14 protein-coding genes are annotated in these 18,065 nt (G+C 58.9%); 11 read left to right on the plus strand and 3 right to left on the minus strand.

The annotated features are described in order from the left end of the window. Positions 1–65: 65 nt before the first annotated feature. The 3 genes from AC3WWR_RS08380 (at position 66) to rarD (ending at position 4,175) form a co-directional block, all read left to right on the plus strand. The gene (locus tag AC3WWR_RS08380; RefSeq protein ID WP_033044568.1) at positions 66–1,967 is read left to right on the plus strand and encodes a PhoX family protein; all 1,902 of its coding nucleotides are present in this window, start codon (positions 66–68) and stop codon (positions 1,965–1,967) included. A 186-nt stretch (positions 1,968–2,153) separates the two neighbouring features. Beyond that, positions 2,154–3,128, plus strand: coding sequence for a serine/threonine protein kinase (locus AC3WWR_RS08385; protein ID WP_020796039.1), 975 nt, complete (start codon positions 2,154–2,156; stop codon positions 3,126–3,128). A 159-nt stretch (positions 3,129–3,287) separates the two neighbouring features. Further along, on the plus strand, positions 3,288–4,175 hold the full coding sequence (gene rarD, locus AC3WWR_RS08390) for an EamA family transporter RarD (protein WP_083349832.1): 888 nt from the start codon (positions 3,288–3,290) through the stop codon (positions 4,173–4,175). Between the two features lie 215 nt (positions 4,176–4,390). Here rarD and AC3WWR_RS08395 read toward each other — a convergent pair whose 3' ends face one another. Then, positions 4,391–4,909, minus strand: coding sequence for a glycine cleavage system transcriptional repressor (locus tag AC3WWR_RS08395; RefSeq protein ID WP_020796041.1), 519 nt, complete (start codon positions 4,907–4,909; stop codon positions 4,391–4,393). A gap of 535 nt (positions 4,910–5,444) precedes the next feature. Between AC3WWR_RS08395 and AC3WWR_RS08400 the strand changes: the two genes are divergently transcribed. Beyond that, positions 5,445–7,622 (plus strand): malate synthase G, encoded by a 2,178-nt coding sequence (locus AC3WWR_RS08400; protein WP_151143584.1) that lies wholly within the window; start codon positions 5,445–5,447, stop codon positions 7,620–7,622. A gap of 63 nt (positions 7,623–7,685) precedes the next feature. On the opposite strand, the gene AC3WWR_RS08405 is transcribed toward AC3WWR_RS08400, so the two are convergent. Both AC3WWR_RS08405 and AC3WWR_RS08410 read right to left on the minus strand, forming a co-directional pair. Further along, positions 7,686–8,594, minus strand: coding sequence for an EamA family transporter (locus AC3WWR_RS08405; RefSeq protein WP_151143587.1), 909 nt, complete (start codon positions 8,592–8,594; stop codon positions 7,686–7,688). Positions 8,595–8,975: 381 nt separating this feature from the next. After that, positions 8,976–9,434: a response regulator gene (locus tag AC3WWR_RS08410; protein ID WP_033038636.1), complete on the minus strand. Its 459-nt coding sequence runs from the start codon at positions 9,432–9,434 to the stop codon at positions 8,976–8,978. 259 nt (positions 9,435–9,693) lie between these two features. Between AC3WWR_RS08410 and AC3WWR_RS08415 the strand changes: the two genes are divergently transcribed. The 7 genes from AC3WWR_RS08415 to AC3WWR_RS08445 all read left to right on the plus strand — a co-directional run bounded on the left by AC3WWR_RS08415 (position 9,694) and on the right by AC3WWR_RS08445 (position 18,061). After that, positions 9,694–11,628: a putative nucleotidyltransferase substrate binding domain-containing protein gene (locus tag AC3WWR_RS08415; protein ID WP_318646591.1), complete on the plus strand. Its 1,935-nt coding sequence runs from the start codon at positions 9,694–9,696 to the stop codon at positions 11,626–11,628. A gap of 10 nt (positions 11,629–11,638) precedes the next feature. Further along, positions 11,639–12,346, plus strand: coding sequence for a 3'-5' exonuclease (locus AC3WWR_RS08420; protein WP_454866329.1), 708 nt, complete (start codon positions 11,639–11,641; stop codon positions 12,344–12,346). 163 nt (positions 12,347–12,509) lie between these two features. Beyond that, a complete protein-coding gene (locus tag AC3WWR_RS08425; protein ID WP_033045381.1) occupies positions 12,510–13,028 on the plus strand; it encodes an RNA polymerase sigma factor in 519 nt (172 codons plus the stop codon). Continuing rightward, positions 13,025–13,999, plus strand: a complete 975-nt coding sequence (locus AC3WWR_RS08430) for a FecR domain-containing protein (RefSeq protein ID WP_083349834.1) — start codon at positions 13,025–13,027, stop codon at positions 13,997–13,999. Before AC3WWR_RS08425 ends, AC3WWR_RS08430 begins: the two co-directional genes overlap by 4 nt. Positions 14,000–14,246: 247 nt before the next feature. Next, positions 14,247–16,682 carry a TonB-dependent siderophore receptor gene (locus tag AC3WWR_RS08435; RefSeq protein ID WP_020796049.1) on the plus strand — a complete coding sequence of 812 codons (2,436 nt, stop codon included), beginning with the start codon at positions 14,247–14,249 and terminating at the stop codon, positions 16,680–16,682. A 72-nt stretch (positions 16,683–16,754) separates the two neighbouring features. After that, entirely contained in the window at positions 16,755–17,885 is a 1,131-nt protein-coding gene (locus tag AC3WWR_RS08440; RefSeq protein WP_020796050.1) for a PepSY-associated TM helix domain-containing protein, read from the plus strand. Beyond that, complete coding sequence (locus tag AC3WWR_RS08445; RefSeq protein ID WP_020796051.1) at positions 17,882–18,061, plus strand: hypothetical protein; 180 nt, start codon at positions 17,882–17,884, stop codon at positions 18,059–18,061. The genes AC3WWR_RS08440 and AC3WWR_RS08445 overlap by 4 nt, the downstream gene beginning before the upstream one ends. The last annotated feature ends 4 nt before the right edge of the window (positions 18,062–18,065 follow it).

Genomic DNA, 18,065 nt, shown 5'->3' on the forward strand with positions numbered 1-18,065 from the left:
CCTACTGCAACAAAAGCTTCATCACCCACCATTAAGGTGACTGCAAAATTCGCAGGGAGCCTGATGTGAGCCTATTAGAAGAAAACCAGTCCACCGACCTCGAACAGATGGTCGGCCTCAGCCGTCGTGGCTTTATCAGCGCAGGCGCCTTGTGCGGTGCCGCCATGTTCCTCGGCGGCAACCTGCTGAGCCGTAGCGTACTGGCCGCCAGCGTCAGCGCCGGCACCAGCCAGTTGCTGGGTTTCGAAAGCATTCCCGCCGCGACTGCCGACGCGATCAGCTTGCCCCCCGGCTACAAATCTTCGGTACTGATCAGTTGGGGTCAGCCCCTGCAGAAAAACGGCCCGGCGTTCGACATGAGTGGCAACGGCACCGCCGAGCATCAGGAAGTCCAGTTCGGCGACAACAACGATGGCATGAGCCTGTTTGCCTTCCCGGATGACAACAATCGGGCGCTGATGGCGATCAACAACGAATACACCAATTACCGCTACCTCTACCCCCACGCGGGCATGCCGCAATCGGCGCAGGAAGTGCATAAGGCCCTGGCTTGCGAAGGCGTGTCGGTAATCGAAGTACAGCGTGAGAATGGTCATTGGCAGTTTGTGCAGGGCTCGCGCTATAACCGGCGCATTCACGGTAACTCGCCGATCCATCTGAGCGGCCCGGCCGCCGGTCACGAACTGTTGAAAACCCGTGCAGATGCACAAGGTAAAACGGTCCTCGGCACGTTCCAGAACTGCGCCAACGGCAAGACGCCATGGGGCACCTACCTGACCTGCGAAGAGAACTTTACCGACTGCTTTGGCAGCAGCGATGCCGAACAGAAATTCGATGCCGCACAGAAACGCTATGGCGTGGTGGCAACCAGCAAAGACATCAACTGGCATCAACACGACTCGCGCTTCGACATGGCGCACAATCCCAACGAGCTCAACCGTCATGGCTGGGTCGTCGAGATCGACCCGTTCGACCCGCAGTCGACCCCGGTCAAGCGCACTGCACTGGGCCGCTTCAAACATGAAAACGCCGCCCTGGCTGAAACCACAGACGGCCGCGCCGTGGTTTACATGGGCGACGATGAGCGCGGCGAATTCATCTATAAGTTCGTCAGCCGCGACAAGATCAATCACCAGAATCCCAAGGCCAACCGCGACCTGCTGGACCACGGCACCTTGTACGTGGCACGTTTCGACGCGGGCGACGGCAATGCCGATCACCCCAAGGGCCAAGGGCAATGGATCGAACTGACCCATGGCAAGAACGGCATCGACGTCAGCAGCGGTTTTGCCGACCAGGGCCAAGTGCTGATTCACGCGCGCCTGGCAGCCAGCGTGGTGAAGGCGACGCGCATGGACCGCCCGGAATGGATTGTCGTCAGCCCCAAGGACGGTCAGGTTTACTGCACCCTGACCAACAACGCCAAGCGTGGCGAAGACGGGCAACCGGTAGGCGGGCCGAACCCGCGTGAGAAGAACGTCTACGGGCAGATCCTGCGCTGGCGCACCGACCGCGACGACCACGCCTCGAACACCTTTGCCTGGGACCTGTTCGTGGTCGCCGGCAACCCACAAGTGCACGCCGGTACACCGAAGGGCGGCTCGTCGAACATCACCCCGCAGAATATGTTCAACAGTCCGGATGGATTGGCGTTCGATAACGCAGGACGGCTGTGGATTCAAACCGACGGCGATTCGAGTAATGCCGGTGACTTTGCCGGCATGGGCAACAATCAGATGCTCTGCGCCGACCCGACGACCGGCGAGATCCGTCGGTTCATGGTCGGGCCGATTGGTTGTGAAGTAACGGGGATCAGCTTTTCGCCGGACCAGAAGACCTTGTTCGTCGGCATTCAGCACCCGGGGGAGAACGGCGGTTCGACCTTCCCTGAGCACTTGCCGAATGGAAAGCCGCGGTCTTCGGTGATTGCCATTTCGCGTGAAGACGGAGGGGTCGTCGGCGCCTGATCGGCCCTCATCGCGGGCAAGCCCGCTCCCACAGGGTAAGCAGTGAGCCTGCAACATGTGCCACACAGGAGATCAACTGTGGGAGCGAGCCTGCTCGCGAAGGCGTCAGTACAGACACCACCTATGTGTCCGTCTGCGCTACCATGCCTGGCCGGACGCAGCAGCCTGCTGCGCGCAGGAGTCAGCATGGCCCACCCGTTTGAAACGCTCACCCCAGACCTCGTGCTCGATGCCGTCGAAAGCATCGGTTTTCTCAGCGATGCCCGCATTCTGGCGCTCAACAGCTACGAAAACCGTGTCTACCAGGTTGGTATCGAAGACGCCGAACCGTTGATCGCCAAGTTCTATCGCCCGCAGCGCTGGACCAACGAAGCGATTCTGGAAGAACACCAGTTCACCTTCGAGCTCGCCGAGGTCGAGGTACCGGTCGTCGCGCCGCTGATCCACAACGGTGAAACCCTGCACGAGCACAACGGCTTCCGTTTCACCCTGTTCCCCCGCCGCGGCGGACGCGCGCCGGAACCTGGCAATCTCGATCAGCTGTATCGCCTGGGTCAACTGCTCGGCCGACTGCATGCAGTGGGCTCGACCAAACCGTTTGAGCACCGTGAGGCGCTGGCGGTGAAAAACTTTGGCCATGATTCGCTGACGACTTTGCTCGAAGGCAACTTCATTCCCCGCAGCCTGCTGCCGGCCTACGAGTCCGTGGCCCGCGATCTGCTCAAGCGTGTGGAGGATGTCTACAGCAATACGCCGCACCAGAACATCCGCATGCACGGCGATTGCCACCCCGGCAACATGATGTGCCGTGATGAGATGTTCCACATCGTCGACCTCGACGACTGCCGCATGGGCCCGGCGGTACAGGACATCTGGATGATGCTGGCCGGCGATCGCCAGGAATGCCTGGGCCAGTTGTCGGAATTGATGGATGGCTACAACGAATTCCACGATTTCAATCCCCGGGAACTGGCGCTGATCGAACCCCTTCGCGCGCTGCGCCTGATGCACTACAGCGCCTGGCTCGCCCGTCGCTGGGACGACCCGGCATTCCCGCGCAGCTTTCCGTGGTTCGGCACCGAACGCTATTGGGGCGACCAGGTGTTGGCGTTGCGCGAGCAGCTCGCGGCGCTCAATGAAGAACCACTGAAGCTTTTTTAATCCGGGATCAAAAGATCGCAGCCTGCGGCAGCTCCTACGGGTGTACACCATTCCCTGTAGGAGCTGCCGCAGGCTGCGATCTTTTGCTTTCAGAAGCGACACATCTATACAACCGCCCTACAATCCCTCCTTTGTTAGCTGCCTAAGCAAGGATTCTGCATGCAAGCCGCCAACCTGCGTCGCGGGTACATTCTGGGCCTGAGTGCCTACATCATCTGGGGACTTTTCCCGCTCTACTTCAAGGCCATTGCCAACGTGCCCGCCGTGGAGATCATCATTCACCGCGTGCTGTGGTCGGCGTTGTTCGGCGCCTTGTTGCTGATGGTCTGGAAACATCCGGGCTGGTGGCGCGAGCTACGGGAGAACCCACGTCGGCTGGCGATCCTGGCCCTGAGCGGTACGCTGATCGCCGCCAACTGGCTGACGTATGTGTGGTCGGTGAACAACGGGCGCATGTTGGAGGCCAGCCTCGGTTACTACATCAACCCCTTGGTGAACGTGCTGCTGGGGATGCTGATCCTCGGTGAGCGGCTGCGACGCATGCAATGGATTGCCGTGGGGCTGGCGGCGGTTGGCGTGGCGCAACAAGTATGGCAAGTGGGCAGCCTGCCTTGGGTGTCGCTGGTGCTGGCATTGACCTTCGGTTTCTACGGGTTGATTCGCAAGCAGGCGCCGGTCAAGGCGCTCCCGGGATTGGTGGTCGAAACCTGGATGTTGGTGCCGATAGCGCTGGCCTGGTTACTGCTCAATCCAACCGCCAGCAGCGCCCAGGCTGAATTCTGGACCACCTCCGAAGCCTGGTGGCTGGTGGCTGCCGGTCCGGTAACGCTGGTGCCGCTGGTCTGCTTCAACGCTGCCGCGCGGCATTTGCCCTACACGACCCTGGGATTCCTGCAATACCTGGCACCGACCCTGGTGCTGCTGCAGGCCGTCCTGCTGTTTGATGAGCACCTATCGTCGAGTACGCTGGTTGCGTTCATCTTCATCTGGGCAGGCCTGGCGGTTTACAGCGTCGATGCCTGGTTCAGCCTGCGCCGCCGCAGCTGATCAAAAAATACACAACTCTCTACAGGCCACGTTATCCGTGGCCTGCATAGATCCTTCCCAAGGTTATCCACAGCGTGATCCCCGCCGTTTGTGCGCAAGTTACTGAAACTGCTGGTTTTTTGATCAATCTTTGAAGAGCCACGGCCGGCGTGGCCTGGCGGGCTGTCTCTACAGGTTATCCACAGGCAGGTGCACGTTTAAACTGGATAACCTGATCAAGGTTCACTGCGCAGCACCAATTCCACCATCAGGTCGTCCGCCAGGGTTTCCAGGCGCGATTGCAGCACGTCCAGTGACAGCGTCAGGGGCACCGCCAGTATCGCTTCGGCGTGGAACAGCGGCTCGCTGCTCATGGGGGCCGGACGCACCTCCGTCACCAGCCGCTCCAGGTTCACCCCCTGCTCACTGAGCAAGCGCGTGATGTCGCGCACGATCCCCGGCCGGTCATTGCCCACCAACTCCATGGCGATCGGCTTCCAGGTGCACGACTGTTCGATACCGCTTTCGGCGATCAAGACGCGAATGCCGTGGGACGATAATCCTTGCAGGGCGTCGACCAGTGAGTCGTAGGCTTCCGCCGGGACCCCCACCCGAAGAATCCCGGCGAATTGCCCGGCCATGCGCGACATGCGGCTTTCCAGCCAGTTGCCACCATGCTCGGCGATGCATTGGGCTATGCGCTCGACCTGCCCAGGCTTGTCCGGTGCAAAAACAGTGAGTACGAGGTGGTCCATGGCGCAGCCCTCTTTTGTTATTGAAAGAGAAGTATAGGCAAGGGTTGATTCGGCGCTGGCAGGTCCGACCTCTTCGCGAGCAGGCTCGCTCCCACAAGGTCGGCGCAGGGCTTTGTGGGAGCGAGCCTGCTCGCGAATGAGTCCCGCCCAAGAACCTGCGCAACATAAATCGTGTACAACTTTTTATATTTAACTGGAACAATCTCATGCTTTTTTGAGAACATCCTCATCCCCGACGTGACTGCAATGCGTCATGGGGTCGCAGAACGACGTAATTAGTCTAATTTTCACAACCGCAACTCATCATGTAGTATGCCGCTGCGCGCACTACATAACGTTGGATCGATGTCCGCCACAGGCGCAGACGCATCCCTGAAAGCCCTGTCAGCAAGGCCCTAAAGCCGTTGATTGGTCCCCACCCAGCCGTCAGAAATGGCATGTACTGGTCGCAGGGTTTGTGGTTTAAATGGCCAGAGGCTTCATTGTTAAATTGAAGAGCTGAAAAGCGAAATAGCTGAGCAGAGTGAGGCAAGCAATGACTGAACACGTTCAAGTCGGTGGCCTGCAGGTCGCCAAAGTCCTGTTCGACTTCGTGAACAACGAAGCCATTCCCGGAACCGGCCTCACCGCCGACCAATTCTGGGCCGGTGCCGACAAGGTCATCCATGACCTGGCGCCGAAGAACAAAGCCCTACTCGCCAAACGCGATGATTTCCAGGCTCGTATCGATTCCTGGCACCAGGAACGCGCAGGTCAAGCGCACGACGCCGTGGCCTACAAAGCCTTTCTGCAAGACATCGGTTATCTGCTGCCAGAAGCGGCCGATTTCCAGGCAACGACGCAAAACGTCGATGAAGAAATCGCCCACATGGCCGGCCCACAGCTTGTGGTGCCGGTGATGAATGCCCGCTTCGCGCTTAACGCTTCGAACGCCCGCTGGGGTTCGCTGTACGACGCGCTCTACGGCACCGACGCCATCAGCGAGGCTGACGGCGCGGAAAAAGGCAAAGGCTACAACAAGGTTCGCGGCGACAAGGTCATCGCCTTCGCCCGGGCCTTCCTCGACGAAGCGGCGCCATTGGCGGCCGGCTCCCACGTCGATTCGACACACTACAAAATCGTTGACGGCAAACTGGTCGTCGCCCTTAAAGGCGGTAGCAACAGCGGCCTGCGCAACGACGCCCAACTGATCGGTTTCCAGGGCGATGCGGCGGCACCCACCGCGATCCTGCTGAAAAACAATGGCCTGCATTTCGAAATCCAGGTCGATGCCAGCACCCCGGTCGGCCAGACCGACGCTGCCGGTGTCAAAGACATCCTGATGGAAGCCGCACTCACCACCATCATGGACTGCGAAGACTCCGTCGCCGCCGTCGACGCCGATGACAAGGTAGTGATCTACCGCAACTGGCTCGGCCTGATGAAGGGCGACCTGGCGGAAGAAGTCGCCAAGGGCGGCAAGACGTTTACTCGCACCATGAACGCCGACCGCACCTACACCGCCGTCGACGGCAGCGAATTGAGCCTGCATGGTCGTTCGTTGTTGTTCGTGCGTAACGTCGGTCACCTGATGACCATCGATGCGATCCTCGATAAAGATGGCAACGAAGTACCGGAAGGCATCCTCGACGGTCTGGTGACTGTTCTGGCGGCGATGCACAACCTGAACGGCAATACCTCGCGCAAAAATACCCGCACCGGTTCCGTCTACATCGTGAAGCCAAAGATGCACGGTCCTGAAGAAGCTGCGTTCACCAACGAGCTGTTCGGGCGCATCGAAGACGTGCTGGGCCTGCCTCGCAACACCCTGAAGGTCGGGATCATGGACGAGGAGCGCCGTACCACGGTCAACCTCAAGGCCTGTATCAAGGCTGCCAGCGAGCGCGTGGTGTTCATCAACACCGGCTTCCTCGATCGCACGGGCGATGAAATCCACACCTCCATGGAAGCCGGCCCGATGGTGCGCAAGGCCGACATGAAGGCCGAAAAATGGATTGGCGCCTACGAGAACTCCAACGTTGATATCGGCTTGAGCACCGGCCTGCAAGGCCGTGCGCAGATCGGTAAAGGCATGTGGGCCATGCCCGACCTGATGGCGGCGATGCTGGAACAGAAAATCGCTCACCCACTGGCGGGTGCCAACACCGCATGGGTGCCTTCGCCGACCGCTGCCGCGCTGCACGCGCTGCATTACCACAAGGTTGACGTGTTCGCCCGTCAGGCCGAACTGGCCAAGCGTGCTCCTGCGTCGGTGGACGATATCCTGACCATCCCGCTGGCAGTGAACCCACAGTGGACCGCAGAACAGATCCAGAACGAACTGGACAACAACAGCCAAGGCATTCTGGGTTATGTGGTGCGCTGGATCGACCAGGGCGTTGGTTGCTCGAAGGTGCCGGACATCAATGACGTCGGCCTGATGGAAGACCGTGCGACGCTGCGTATTTCCAGCCAGCACATCGCCAACTGGCTGCGTCATGGCATCGTTACCGAAGAGCAGGTGATGGCCAGCCTTAAGCGCATGGCGCCGGTGGTGGACCGTCAGAATGCCGGTGATGCGCTGTACCGTCCGCTGGCACCGAACTTCGACAGCAACATCGCCTTCCAGGCGGCAGTCGAGCTGGTGGTGGAAGGTACCAAGCAGCCCAACGGCTACACCGAGCCGGTCCTGCACCGTCGTCGTCGCGAGTTCAAGGCCAGGAACGCGCTGTAAAAAATAGTCTGCCAGACAACAATCCCCCGGCCTCACGACCGGGGGATTGTAGTTTCTGACCGGTCATTTCCTGTGGCGCAACGCGCTTTCAGCGATGCAGTTAGCGATTTTCGGTGCACACATGAACAAGGCAATACCCAGGACCGTAAGCAAAAGGGCGAACAGTTTCTCGCCCCCAATGGGTTCGTCGAGCACATACCAGGAAGTCACGATGCCGGATATCGGAATGATGATCGACAATGGGGCAACCTGGCTCGCCGGATATTTCCTGATCAAGCGGTTCCATGCCCAATAACCGAAAATCGTCGCCACATAGGCCTGGAACAGAATGGACAGCAGCACCGGAGCCTTGAAGTCCGTCAATAACGCCTGGAAAGGCGCAGCCCCCTTGGCCCAGTAGGTCATCAAGTACAACGGCGCAATTGCATACAGACTCGACCAGACAACGAAGGAAAAAATGTCGATTACCTTGCTTTTCTTGATCACGACATTGCAAAGACTCCAGCACAAAGCTGCCAGCAGTATCAGAAACAGACCATGGCTCTGGCCTTGCGTCTCGGTCACATTGATGATGAACATAAGCCCCACCAATGCCAGGAGAATTCCTGCCACCTGGATCCCCGACATTTTTTCGCCGAACAACATCACCCCCCAGATGACTGTAAAAAAGGCACTGAATTGCAGGAGCAGAGAAGTCACACCGGCACTGACCCCGAGAAACATGCCATAGTTCATCAGCCAACACATCCCGACTCCGAACAAAAAACCATATAAAGCGATAGTTGAGGAACTGATGTTTTTCGGCTTGGGAACGAAGAACACCAACGGAAAGGCGCAGAAAGTTAAACGCAAGGCCGTCAGCATATACGGGTCTATACCGTCGAGACTGATATCAATGACCGAATAGTTACTTCCCCACATAACCGTTACAACAAGAATCAGGAGCAGGTCGCGCAAATCCATTTTTATCATGTTGTGTCCTGATTATCATTCACACGCATGCAAACCAGGAAAATCGCCTTTCCCGATCAAGCCATAGTTTTTCAGGCGCATGGAAACAAACGTTCGTTCAATAGTCCTCCTCAAGGAGGTCACAAGCACGGGCGTAAACTTCAGCGTGGAATAATAAATTAATATTTTCGAATTTGATTAAAACAAAGGCTAACTATAAACAGCCACCCGCACTTCAATCATCACGACGATATCTGAAACTACAGCCGCAGCTGACAGACATTTATGAATGGATATTTCTCAACCACGGCAGAAAAACTTCATTACATCGAATAGACGCAGACTTAACTCGAATACCTCTGCGCGTTGGCTTTCAGGCAACTATCACTTACAAATCTTTGGTTACTCAATCCCCAACTCATGTTTGACCAGTGCTAACAACTTTCCGGTATCAATCGGTTTGAGCAAAAAGTCGACCACGCTCAAATGCATCGCGGCAATGGCGTCTTTGACGTCGGCATCGCCGGAAACGATGATAATCGGCAGCGCGGCTCGTACGGTTTCACGAATCTGCCGAACCAGTTCCAGACCATCCACATTGCCCATGCGCAAATCGGTAATCAGCAGGCCAATTGAAGGTTTCTTGATCTCCGCTTCTGACACCAGCATCTTGAGTGCGGTCTCGCCACTGGCTGCCGTCATGCAACGAATGCCGTCCAGTGCCAGAATCTCCGACAACAGCTCCCGGGCATCCTTGTCGTCGTCAACGATCAGCACCCGCTGCGGCGGCAGGTCGGGTTCCAGCATGACGTCACTGAGTGCCTGGCGCTCGGCATCACTCAAAATATCGTGGTCGGACATGGCATTCTCTACATGTTCAATTCAATTCCCTAGCACAGTGGTAAGACATCGCTAAGCACACCATCAATGTGCACTCCGTCGGATAATTTTCCAATGGGGAAAGGTGAGGTTTTTCTCACATTTAGGTAGGTTCTTTCCGACAATGCATCACTTTTCCAGCCTACCTAGACTTACGTCCAATGGGCACCCCGACCGTAGGGGTCGACCATGGGTGAGTCATCCGACAACAACAATTCAAAAAAAGACTGCGGTAATGGTTATGAGTAAAGCGGACGCCTTCACCCAGGCAGGGAAAACCGCGGTGTTGCAAAACATTCAGGGCACTTTGCAATTCCTTCAGCGCTTCCCGCCCTTCAACCAGATGGAACACGCCCACCTGGCGTATCTGGTCGAGCAATGTCAGCTGCGTTTTTATGCCCCCGGCGAGAGCATCATCAAACCCGCCGACGGCCCGGTTGAGCATTTTTACATCGTCAAACAGGGTCGTGTTGTCGGTGAACGCCCGCACTCGGCCAAGGGCGGGACCGAAACCACCTTCGAAATCACCACGGGCGAGTGCTTTCCACTCGCTGCGCTGCTGGGGGAGCGTGCGACACGCACCGAACACCTGGCTGCCGAAGACACTTTTTGCCTACAGCTGAACAAACTTGCATTCATCAAGCTGTTCGCCATTTCCGGCACCTTCCGCGACTTTGCCCTACGCGGGGTGAGCAGCCTGTTGGACCAGGTCAACCAGCAGGTCCAGCAAAAAGCCGTGGAAACCCTCGGCACCCAATACTCGCTTAATACCCGCCTGGGCGAATTGGCCATGCGCCATCCGGTGACATGCGCCCCAACCACACCCTTGCGTGAAGCCGTGACCCAAATGCACGAGCAGCAGGTCGGCAGCATCGTGATCGTCAATGAACATAAAGCGCCGCTGGGCATTTTCACCCTGCGCGATTTGCGCCATGTCGTGGCCAACGGTATCGGCGATTTCAGCGAGGCGATCGAGCGGCACATGACCCCGTCGCCGTTTTACCTGTCTCCAGACCATAGTGCCTTCGATGCCGCGATTGCGATGACAGAGCGGCATATCGCCCACGTCTGCCTGGTCAAGGATCAGCGCCTGTGCGGTGTGGTTTCGGAACGCGATCTGTTTTCCCTGCAACGGGTCGACCTGGTTCACCTGGCGCGCACCATCCGCAGCGCCCAGCGTGTGGAAAACCTGGTGCTGCTGCGTGGCGAAATTGGTCAACTGGTGGAGCGCATGCTGGCCCACGGTGCGTCTTCGACCCAGATCACCCACATCATTACCCTGCTCAACGACCACACCGTGTGCCGGGTGATCGAGCTGACCCTGGCTGAGAAAGGCGATCCGGGCATCCCGTTCAGTTGGCTGTGTTTCGGCAGCGAAGGTCGCCGCGAACAGACACTGCACACCGATCAAGACAACGGCATTCTGTTCGAAGCGCGGGACGCGGCCCACGCCGCCGAGATTCGTGGGAAATTGCTGCCCATTGCCCATCAGATCAACCAAAGCCTGGCGCTTTGCGGTTTCACGCTGTGCAAAGGCAACATCATGGCCAGCAATCCAGAACTGTGCCTGTCGCGGGTCGAATGGGCCCGACGCTTCAGCGCGTTCATTCGCGAAGCCACGCCGGAGAACCTGTTAGGGTCGAGCATCTATTTCGATTTGCGCGTGGTCTGGGGCAGCGAGCTAGGCTGCGAACAACTGCGCCGTGCGATTCTCGACCAGGTGGCCGACAACCGACTGTTCCAGCGCATGATGGCTGAAAACGCGTTGCGAAATCGTCCGCCTGTAGGACGTTTCCGTGAGTTCGTGCTGGCGCGTAAAAATGGCGAAAAAGCCACGCTGGACCTGAAGATCCAGGGCCTGACCCCCTTTGTCGACGGGGCGCGGTTACTCGCCCTCGCCCACGGCATCGAAGCGAACAATACCCTGGAGCGCTTTCGCCAACTGGTGGCCAAAGAGGTCATCGAGCCACTGGACGGTGCGGCGTATGAAGAGGCCTATCACTTCATCCAGCAAACCCGCATGCAGCAACATCAGCTACAGACCCGGGAGAATTTGCCCTACTCCAACCGGGTCGACCCCGACAGCCTCAATCATCTGGATCGACGAATCCTGCGCGAATCCCTGCGCCAGGCCCAACGCCTGCAAAGCAGCCTGTCCCTGCGATACCAATTATGAGCTACCAACTATGAGTCTTTTTTCATGGTTGCGCCCCGCCGGCCCGAGCTTGTCCGCGGACCTGCAACAACGCCTTCAACGCCTGCCTGTGGTCCAGGGATTAAGTGAATGCAGCCTGCGCGAACAGCGCTGGGTAGTGCTCGACCTGGAAACCACCGGGCTGAATATGAACAAGGACCGGGTACTGTCCATCGGCGCCGTGGTGATCGAGGATGGCGCGATCGATTTCAGCCGGCAGTTCGAGCGCACCTTGCAGTGCGACGAACTCAAACTCGGCCCCAGTGTGCTGATTCACGGCTTGGGGCCCAGTGCAATCGCCGCCGGCAGTGACCCGGCTGAGGCGTTGCTCGAGTTCATGGAGTTTGTCGGCGATAGCCCGGTGCTGGCCTTTCATGCGCCTTTCGACCAGCACATGCTCGGACGCGCATCGAAAGAGCACCTGGGCTACAAGTTGCAACATCCCTTTATGGATGTGGCGGACATCGCCCCGCTGCTGTGTCCGCAGGCCAATATCCGCGAGGCCGGCCTGGACGAGTGGATCGATTGGTTCAAACTGGAAGTCTTCGAGCGGCATAACGCCAGCGCCGACGCCCTGGCAACCGCCGAACTGGCGCTGATCCTGTTCAGCCGTGCACGTCAGCAGCAGATCCACAGCCCGCTGAACCTGCAGCAGCGGTTGAACCAGTGGAAGCGGCGGCAGCAAACACATTCTTTCTAACGGTCACGCCGTCCCGTGTAGGAGCTGCCGCAGGCTGCGGCAGCTCCTACAGGGTCATACGACAATCTCCTGCCCGACCAACGCCGATTGCTTTCACTCCCCCGCCTCTGACACAATCGCGAACAATTCTCGTTAGTTAACATTTCCCAATCGGTGATGCTGCGTGTCGTCAGTTCCAAGCCCCCAAAGTGAGCTCGTCGGTGCGTTGTATCGCGACCACCGTGGTTGGCTATTGGCTTGGCTACGTCGCAATGTCACCTGCCCGCAACGGGCCGAGGACTTGAGCCAGGACACTTTCGTGCGCTTGCTCGGGCGCGAAGAACTGAAAGAGCCGCGCGAGCCGCGGGCATTGCTGGTGGCGATTGCCAAGGGCCTGCTGTTCGACTACTTCCGCCGCGCCGCGCTGGAGCAGGCTTATCTCACCGAACTGATGCTGATTCCAGAAGCCGAACAACCGTCGGTGGAAGAACAGCAAATGATCCTCGAAGACCTGAAAAACATCGATCGCCTGCTCGGCAAGCTGTCGAGCAAGGCCCGTGCGGCGTTCCTCTACAATCGACTCGATGGCCTCGGCCACGCGCAAATCGCCGAGCGCCTTGGTGTGTCGGTGCCGCGAGTGCGCCAGTACCTGGCCCAAGGCATCCGTCAGTGCTACATCGCCTTGTACGGGGAGCCGACATGAACCCGGTCAGTTCCAAGCCGGTGTCGGCACAGGTGCTCGACGCTGCCATCGCCTGGCAACTGTCCCTGGACTCCGGCAGCCCTGTGGAACGCGAAGAGTTCGCCAAATGGCACGCCGCCCACGAAGAACATGCCCGCGCCTGGCGTCAATTGGGCATGCTCGACCAGCGTTTCAGCGTCGCCAGCGGCCCCGCCCGCGCCGCCCTGCTGCAATCGCGCGAAGGCATTCGCCGCCGGGTGCGCAAGCTCGGCAGCGGCCTGGCCAGCATCGTTGCGGTGTTCGGGCTGGCACTGTTTGCCGGTGAGCGCTATTTGCCGATCGATTATTGGCTGGCCGACCAGCGCACTGCCACCGGCGAACAACGCACGATTCGCCTGGACGACGGCACCCTGATCAACCTCAACACCCACAGTGCCGTGGACGTGCGCTTCGATGACAAGCAGCGGCGAGTCATCCTCCAGGAAGGCGAAATACTGATCGAAACCGGCCACGGCGACGCACGGCCGTTCATCGTTGAAACCCGCGAAGGCCGCATGCGTGCCTTGGGCACAAGGTTCCTGGTCAAGCGTGAAGAGCAAGGTACGCGCCTGAGCGTGTTGCAATCGGCGGTGGCTGCCCATCCACAATCGAGTCCTGAAGAGCAGGTCCTGCGCGAAGGCCAGCAAATGCTGATCCGCAGCGACGGCCTGGGCCCGATTGTCGCGCTCAACCTCGGCGCCGATGCCTGGACCCGCGGCATGCTGGTAGTGGACAACGCGCGACTGGAAGATCTGGTGCGTGAAATCGGTCGCTATCGCCCGGGTCTACTGGGTGTGGCACCGGAAGTGGCCGACCTGCGGATCACCGGTAGCTTCCCGTTGCAAAACACCGACCTGGCCCTGAGCGCGCTGTTGCCAACGCTGCCGGTGCAGATTGAGCATCGTACGCAATGGTGGGTGACGGTGGCGGCGAAGACCGAGGCCAAGCCCTAAAAGGTGCTGTGTCAGTGAAGCCGCCTTCGCGGGCAAGCCACGCTCCCACAGGTTTTGTGTCGGTCACAAAATTACCAGTCAGTGCAGAACCTGTGGGAGCGGTCTTGCCCGCGGTGAGGCCATCAGATCTGCCACAAAACCCAACTTTGTTTACTGAATCGAAATTATTTCCATCCAGCCCTATCACTTTTTGATTTTCGTTCGGTACTTAGGCAATTGAGAAGTATTCACTTTCAGGAGCCGCTGTATGTCCCGTTCGTTAGACGCCTTGTTGCGCCCCGGTTTGCTGGCGCTTGCCATTGCTCTTTGCACGCCTTTGGCCAGCAGCCAATTGATCGCCGCTGAACAGGCGTCCAGCGTTCGTGCCTACAACCTGCCGGCCGCACCACTGGCCAGCACCCTGAACCAGATTGCTAGCCAGGCCGGCCTGGCGTTGTCGTTGAACCCGTCGCTGGCCGCCGGCAAGAGTTCGGCCCCGGTCCAGGGCCAGTTCGACGCTGCCGGCGCCCTGCGCGAAGCCCTGCGTGGCACCGGGCTGCAACTGGAGCAAAGCGGCGGCACCTACACCCTGGTGACCGTGCCTGAGGGTGTGATGGCTTTGCCGGCAACCAGCGTCATCGGTGTAGAAGCAGAGACTGAAAACGCCTGGGGTCCGGTGCAAGGCTACCTGGCCAAGCGCACCGCTGCCGGCACCAAGACCGACACGGCACTGGCAGAAGTACCACGCTCGATTTCTGTTGCCACCCGCGAGCAGATGCAAGACCGTGCCGTACAGAATCTCGATGACGCTGTACGCTACATGCCCGGGGTCATTGCCAGCAGCTACGGCAGCGATAGCCGTGCCGAGTGGCTGAAAGTTCGTGGATTTGAGCCCACTCAGTTCCTCGATGGATTGCCGCTGCCAAAGGGCACTTACACCATGCCGAAAATAGAGACCTGGGACCTTGAGCGAGTAGCACTGCTGCGTGGCCCTGCCTCCTCGCTTTACGGCCAGACACCGCCTGGCGGCTTGCTCGACATGGTCAGCCGACGCCCTGATGCGTTGGCCAGCAACGAAGTGCAATTGCAAGTTGGCAGCTACGAGCGTAAGCAGATCAGTTTCGACAGTACCGGTCCGGTCGATGACGAAGGGCGTTTTCTGTACCGCGTCAGCGGTGTGGTGCGTGATAGCAACACCACCATCGAGCACATCGACGACAAGCGTTACAACATCGCTCCCAGCCTGACCTGGAACATCGATCCCGATACCACGCTGACTTTCCTCAGCCAGTACAACCGTGACGATACCGGCACCACCAGCCAGTTCCTTCCGCTACAGGGCACCAAACTGTCCTCGCCCGCTGGAGAAGTGAAGTTCCACAAGAATCTCGGTGATCCGGAATGGGAGTTCTACGACAAGACCTATTACGCGTTGGGATATGCCTTTGAGCACCGGATGAACGACGTTTGGCAGTTCCGTCAGAACCTTCGCTATACCAAGAGCGATCTGTCCTTCCAGAGCATTACCGCGGGCGGTTTCTATGGTTCGGTCGAAGACGACGGCACCCTGTCCCGGGGTGCCAACGTAGTTGACGAAGACCTCAGCCAGTTTGCCGTGGATAACAATTTCCAGGCCGATTTCGACACCGCTGCCATCAGGCACACACTGTTGCTGGGGCTGGATCACCAACGCGTCAACACCAACTACAAATGGCTGTTCGGCAACGCGCCAACCAGCAACATCACCCACCCGATCTACGGGCAGGACTTCAGTAACGTCCAATACACCGCGTTCAATGACTACAACCAGAAGACCCATGACACAGGCCTCTATGTCCAGGACCAGATGGCCCTCGACAACTGGCGCCTGACCCTGGGCGGTCGTCAGGACTGGCTGCACACGGAATCGACGTTCTACAACATGAACAATGCCAAGGACACCCGCGACGACACCAACTTCAGCGGCAACGCGGCCATCAGCTATGTGTTCGACTCCGGCTTCACTCCCTACATCTCCTACGCCGAATCCTTCCAGGCAGAAGCAGGTGGCGCCAACGGCGAGGCATTCCGCCCTGGCACTGGCAAGCAATATGAAATCGGACTCAAGTACCAACCACCGGGCACCGACATGCTGTTCACGGCTGCCGCCTATGACCTGACCCGCAAGGACATCGTACTCAGCGACACCCTGGGCGTTTCTCGCCCGCTGGGTGAAGCGAAAGTCCGAGGCTTCGAGCTGGAGGCAACCGGCAACGTCAACGAAAACCTGAATCTGACGGCTTCGTACACCTACGCCAACAGCAAGATGACCAAAGTCACCGATCCGCTGGACAAAAATCGCCCGCTGCCACTGACCCCGGAAAACCAGGCCGCGGCATGGGCTGACTACACCTGGCATACCGGTGTTCTGGATGGCTTTGGAATCGGCTTTGGTGTGCGCTATATCGGCGAAACCGACAACATCGCCATCGGCAGCATGGCCTTTGTACGCGATCCGTCAGACGGCCACAGCGATTCCTATACCGTCTATGACGCGGCCGTTCATTACGACCTGGGCCGCCTGGACAATGCACTCAAGGGCGTCAGTGTCAGCGTCAACGCCAACAACGTATTCGACAAGGAATACATCTCGACCTGTGACGGTTTCTACTGCTACTACGGCGACCGTCGCAACGTCATGGCCAGCCTTGACTACAAGTGGTAACGACTTGATCTGACACGCCCGGTACCCAGGCCGTCCTTCGAGGACGGCCTGGGTATTTCTGGAGGCTACGAAATGAAAAGTAAAACAATTCGCCGCTGGTCCTTTGTCCACACCTGGACCAGCCTGATCTGCACGGTGTTCCTGCTGATGCTGGCACTCACCGGCCTGCCGTTGATCTTTCACCATGAGATCGACCATTTGCTGGGCGATGCCGCCGAATTGAAGCAAATGCCGGCAGACACACCGCAACTGAATCTGCAGCAGCTTGTGCAGGCGGCTGAAAAGCATCGTCCCGGTGACGTCATGCAGTATTTCGGTTTCGACGATGATGAGCCCAACGGCGCAATCGCGATCATGGCGGCCACCGCCGGCACCGAGCCGAACTCTTCCCACACCTTCATGCTCGACGCCCGCACCGGCGAAGCGCTGGAGATGCCATCGGCCAATGGCGGCTTCATGATGGTCATGCTGCGCTTGCATGTAGACATGTTCGCCGGGCTGCCGGGCAAGTTGTTGCTGGCGTTCATGGGTTTGCTGTTCGTCGTCGCGATCGTGTCCGGCACCGTGCTGTACCTGCCATTCATGCGTCGCCTGAAATTCGCCACCGTGCGCCAGGACAAATCCACCCGCCTGCGCTGGCTCGACCTGCACAACCTGATCGGCGTGGTGACCCTGACCTGGGCCCTGGTGGTCGGCGTAACCGGCGTGATCAGTGCCTGCGCCGACCTGTTGATCGCCGCGTGGCGCAACGACAGCCTGAGCGCGATGGTTGCGCCGTATCGCGATGCGCCCCCGCTGTCGCAACTGGCGCCGGCTACACGTTTGCTCGATATCGCCAAGGAAGTCGCACCCGGCATGCAACCGGACTTCATTGCCTTTCCCGGCACGCGGTTCTCCAGCGAACACCATTACGCTGTGTTCATGAAAGGCAGCACGCACCTGACCTCGCACTTGCTGACACCGGTGCTGATCGACGCCAGCACCCTGAAAGTCACCGCCGTGGCCGAGCGTCCCTGGTACATGGACGCCATGGGCATGTCGCAGCCTTTGCATTTCGGTGACTACGGCGGCATGCCGATGCAAATCCTCTGGGCCACCCTGGATGTGCTGACGATCATTGTGCTCGGCAGTGGCGTTTACCTGTGGGTGGTGCGGCGCAAGGCGGTGAAACCCGTACTGGAGAAAGCGGAGAGCGTGGCATGAGGCCCCGCCAGTCGAGTTTCTGGAAGGTGTTCGCCACCCCAACTGTTATCGCCTTGTTCAGCGCGGGCGGGTTATTTGCCGCGTTGCTCGGCGATGGCGTTTGGGATGCCCTGAGCTGGCTTGGATTAGGCATCCCTGCCGTCCTCGCCCTGCGCGGCCTCCTGCAATGCCGGTAACGGA

The sequence above is a fragment of the Pseudomonas sp. EB271-G4-1 genome, from assembly GCF_058791355.1.

What these genes read in the sequence shown, in the direction of transcription:
- AC3WWR_RS08395 (WP_020796041.1), bottom strand. Translation starts at nt 4,909, where the DNA reads ATGGACCACCTCGTACTCACTGTTTTTGCACCGGACAAGCCTGGGCAG.
- rarD (WP_083349832.1), top strand. Translation starts at nt 3,288, where the DNA reads ATGCAAGCCGCCAACCTGCGTCGCGGGTACATTCTGGGCCTGAGTGCC.
- AC3WWR_RS08435 (WP_020796049.1), top strand. Translation starts at nt 14,247, where the DNA reads ATGTCCCGTTCGTTAGACGCCTTGTTGCGCCCCGGTTTGCTGGCGCTT.
- AC3WWR_RS08415 (WP_318646591.1), top strand. Translation starts at nt 9,694, where the DNA reads ATGAGTAAAGCGGACGCCTTCACCCAGGCAGGGAAAACCGCGGTGTTG.
- AC3WWR_RS08405 (WP_151143587.1), bottom strand. Translation starts at nt 8,594, where the DNA reads ATGATAAAAATGGATTTGCGCGACCTGCTCCTGATTCTTGTTGTAACG.
- AC3WWR_RS08430 (WP_083349834.1), top strand. Translation starts at nt 13,025, where the DNA reads ATGAACCCGGTCAGTTCCAAGCCGGTGTCGGCACAGGTGCTCGACGCT.
- AC3WWR_RS08445 (WP_020796051.1), top strand. Translation starts at nt 17,882, where the DNA reads ATGAGGCCCCGCCAGTCGAGTTTCTGGAAGGTGTTCGCCACCCCAACT.
- AC3WWR_RS08385 (WP_020796039.1), top strand. Translation starts at nt 2,154, where the DNA reads ATGGCCCACCCGTTTGAAACGCTCACCCCAGACCTCGTGCTCGATGCC.
- AC3WWR_RS08410 (WP_033038636.1), bottom strand. Translation starts at nt 9,434, where the DNA reads ATGTCCGACCACGATATTTTGAGTGATGCCGAGCGCCAGGCACTCAGT.
- AC3WWR_RS08400 (WP_151143584.1), top strand. Translation starts at nt 5,445, where the DNA reads ATGACTGAACACGTTCAAGTCGGTGGCCTGCAGGTCGCCAAAGTCCTG.
- AC3WWR_RS08420 (WP_454866329.1), top strand. Translation starts at nt 11,639, where the DNA reads ATGAGTCTTTTTTCATGGTTGCGCCCCGCCGGCCCGAGCTTGTCCGCG.
- AC3WWR_RS08440 (WP_020796050.1), top strand. Translation starts at nt 16,755, where the DNA reads ATGAAAAGTAAAACAATTCGCCGCTGGTCCTTTGTCCACACCTGGACC.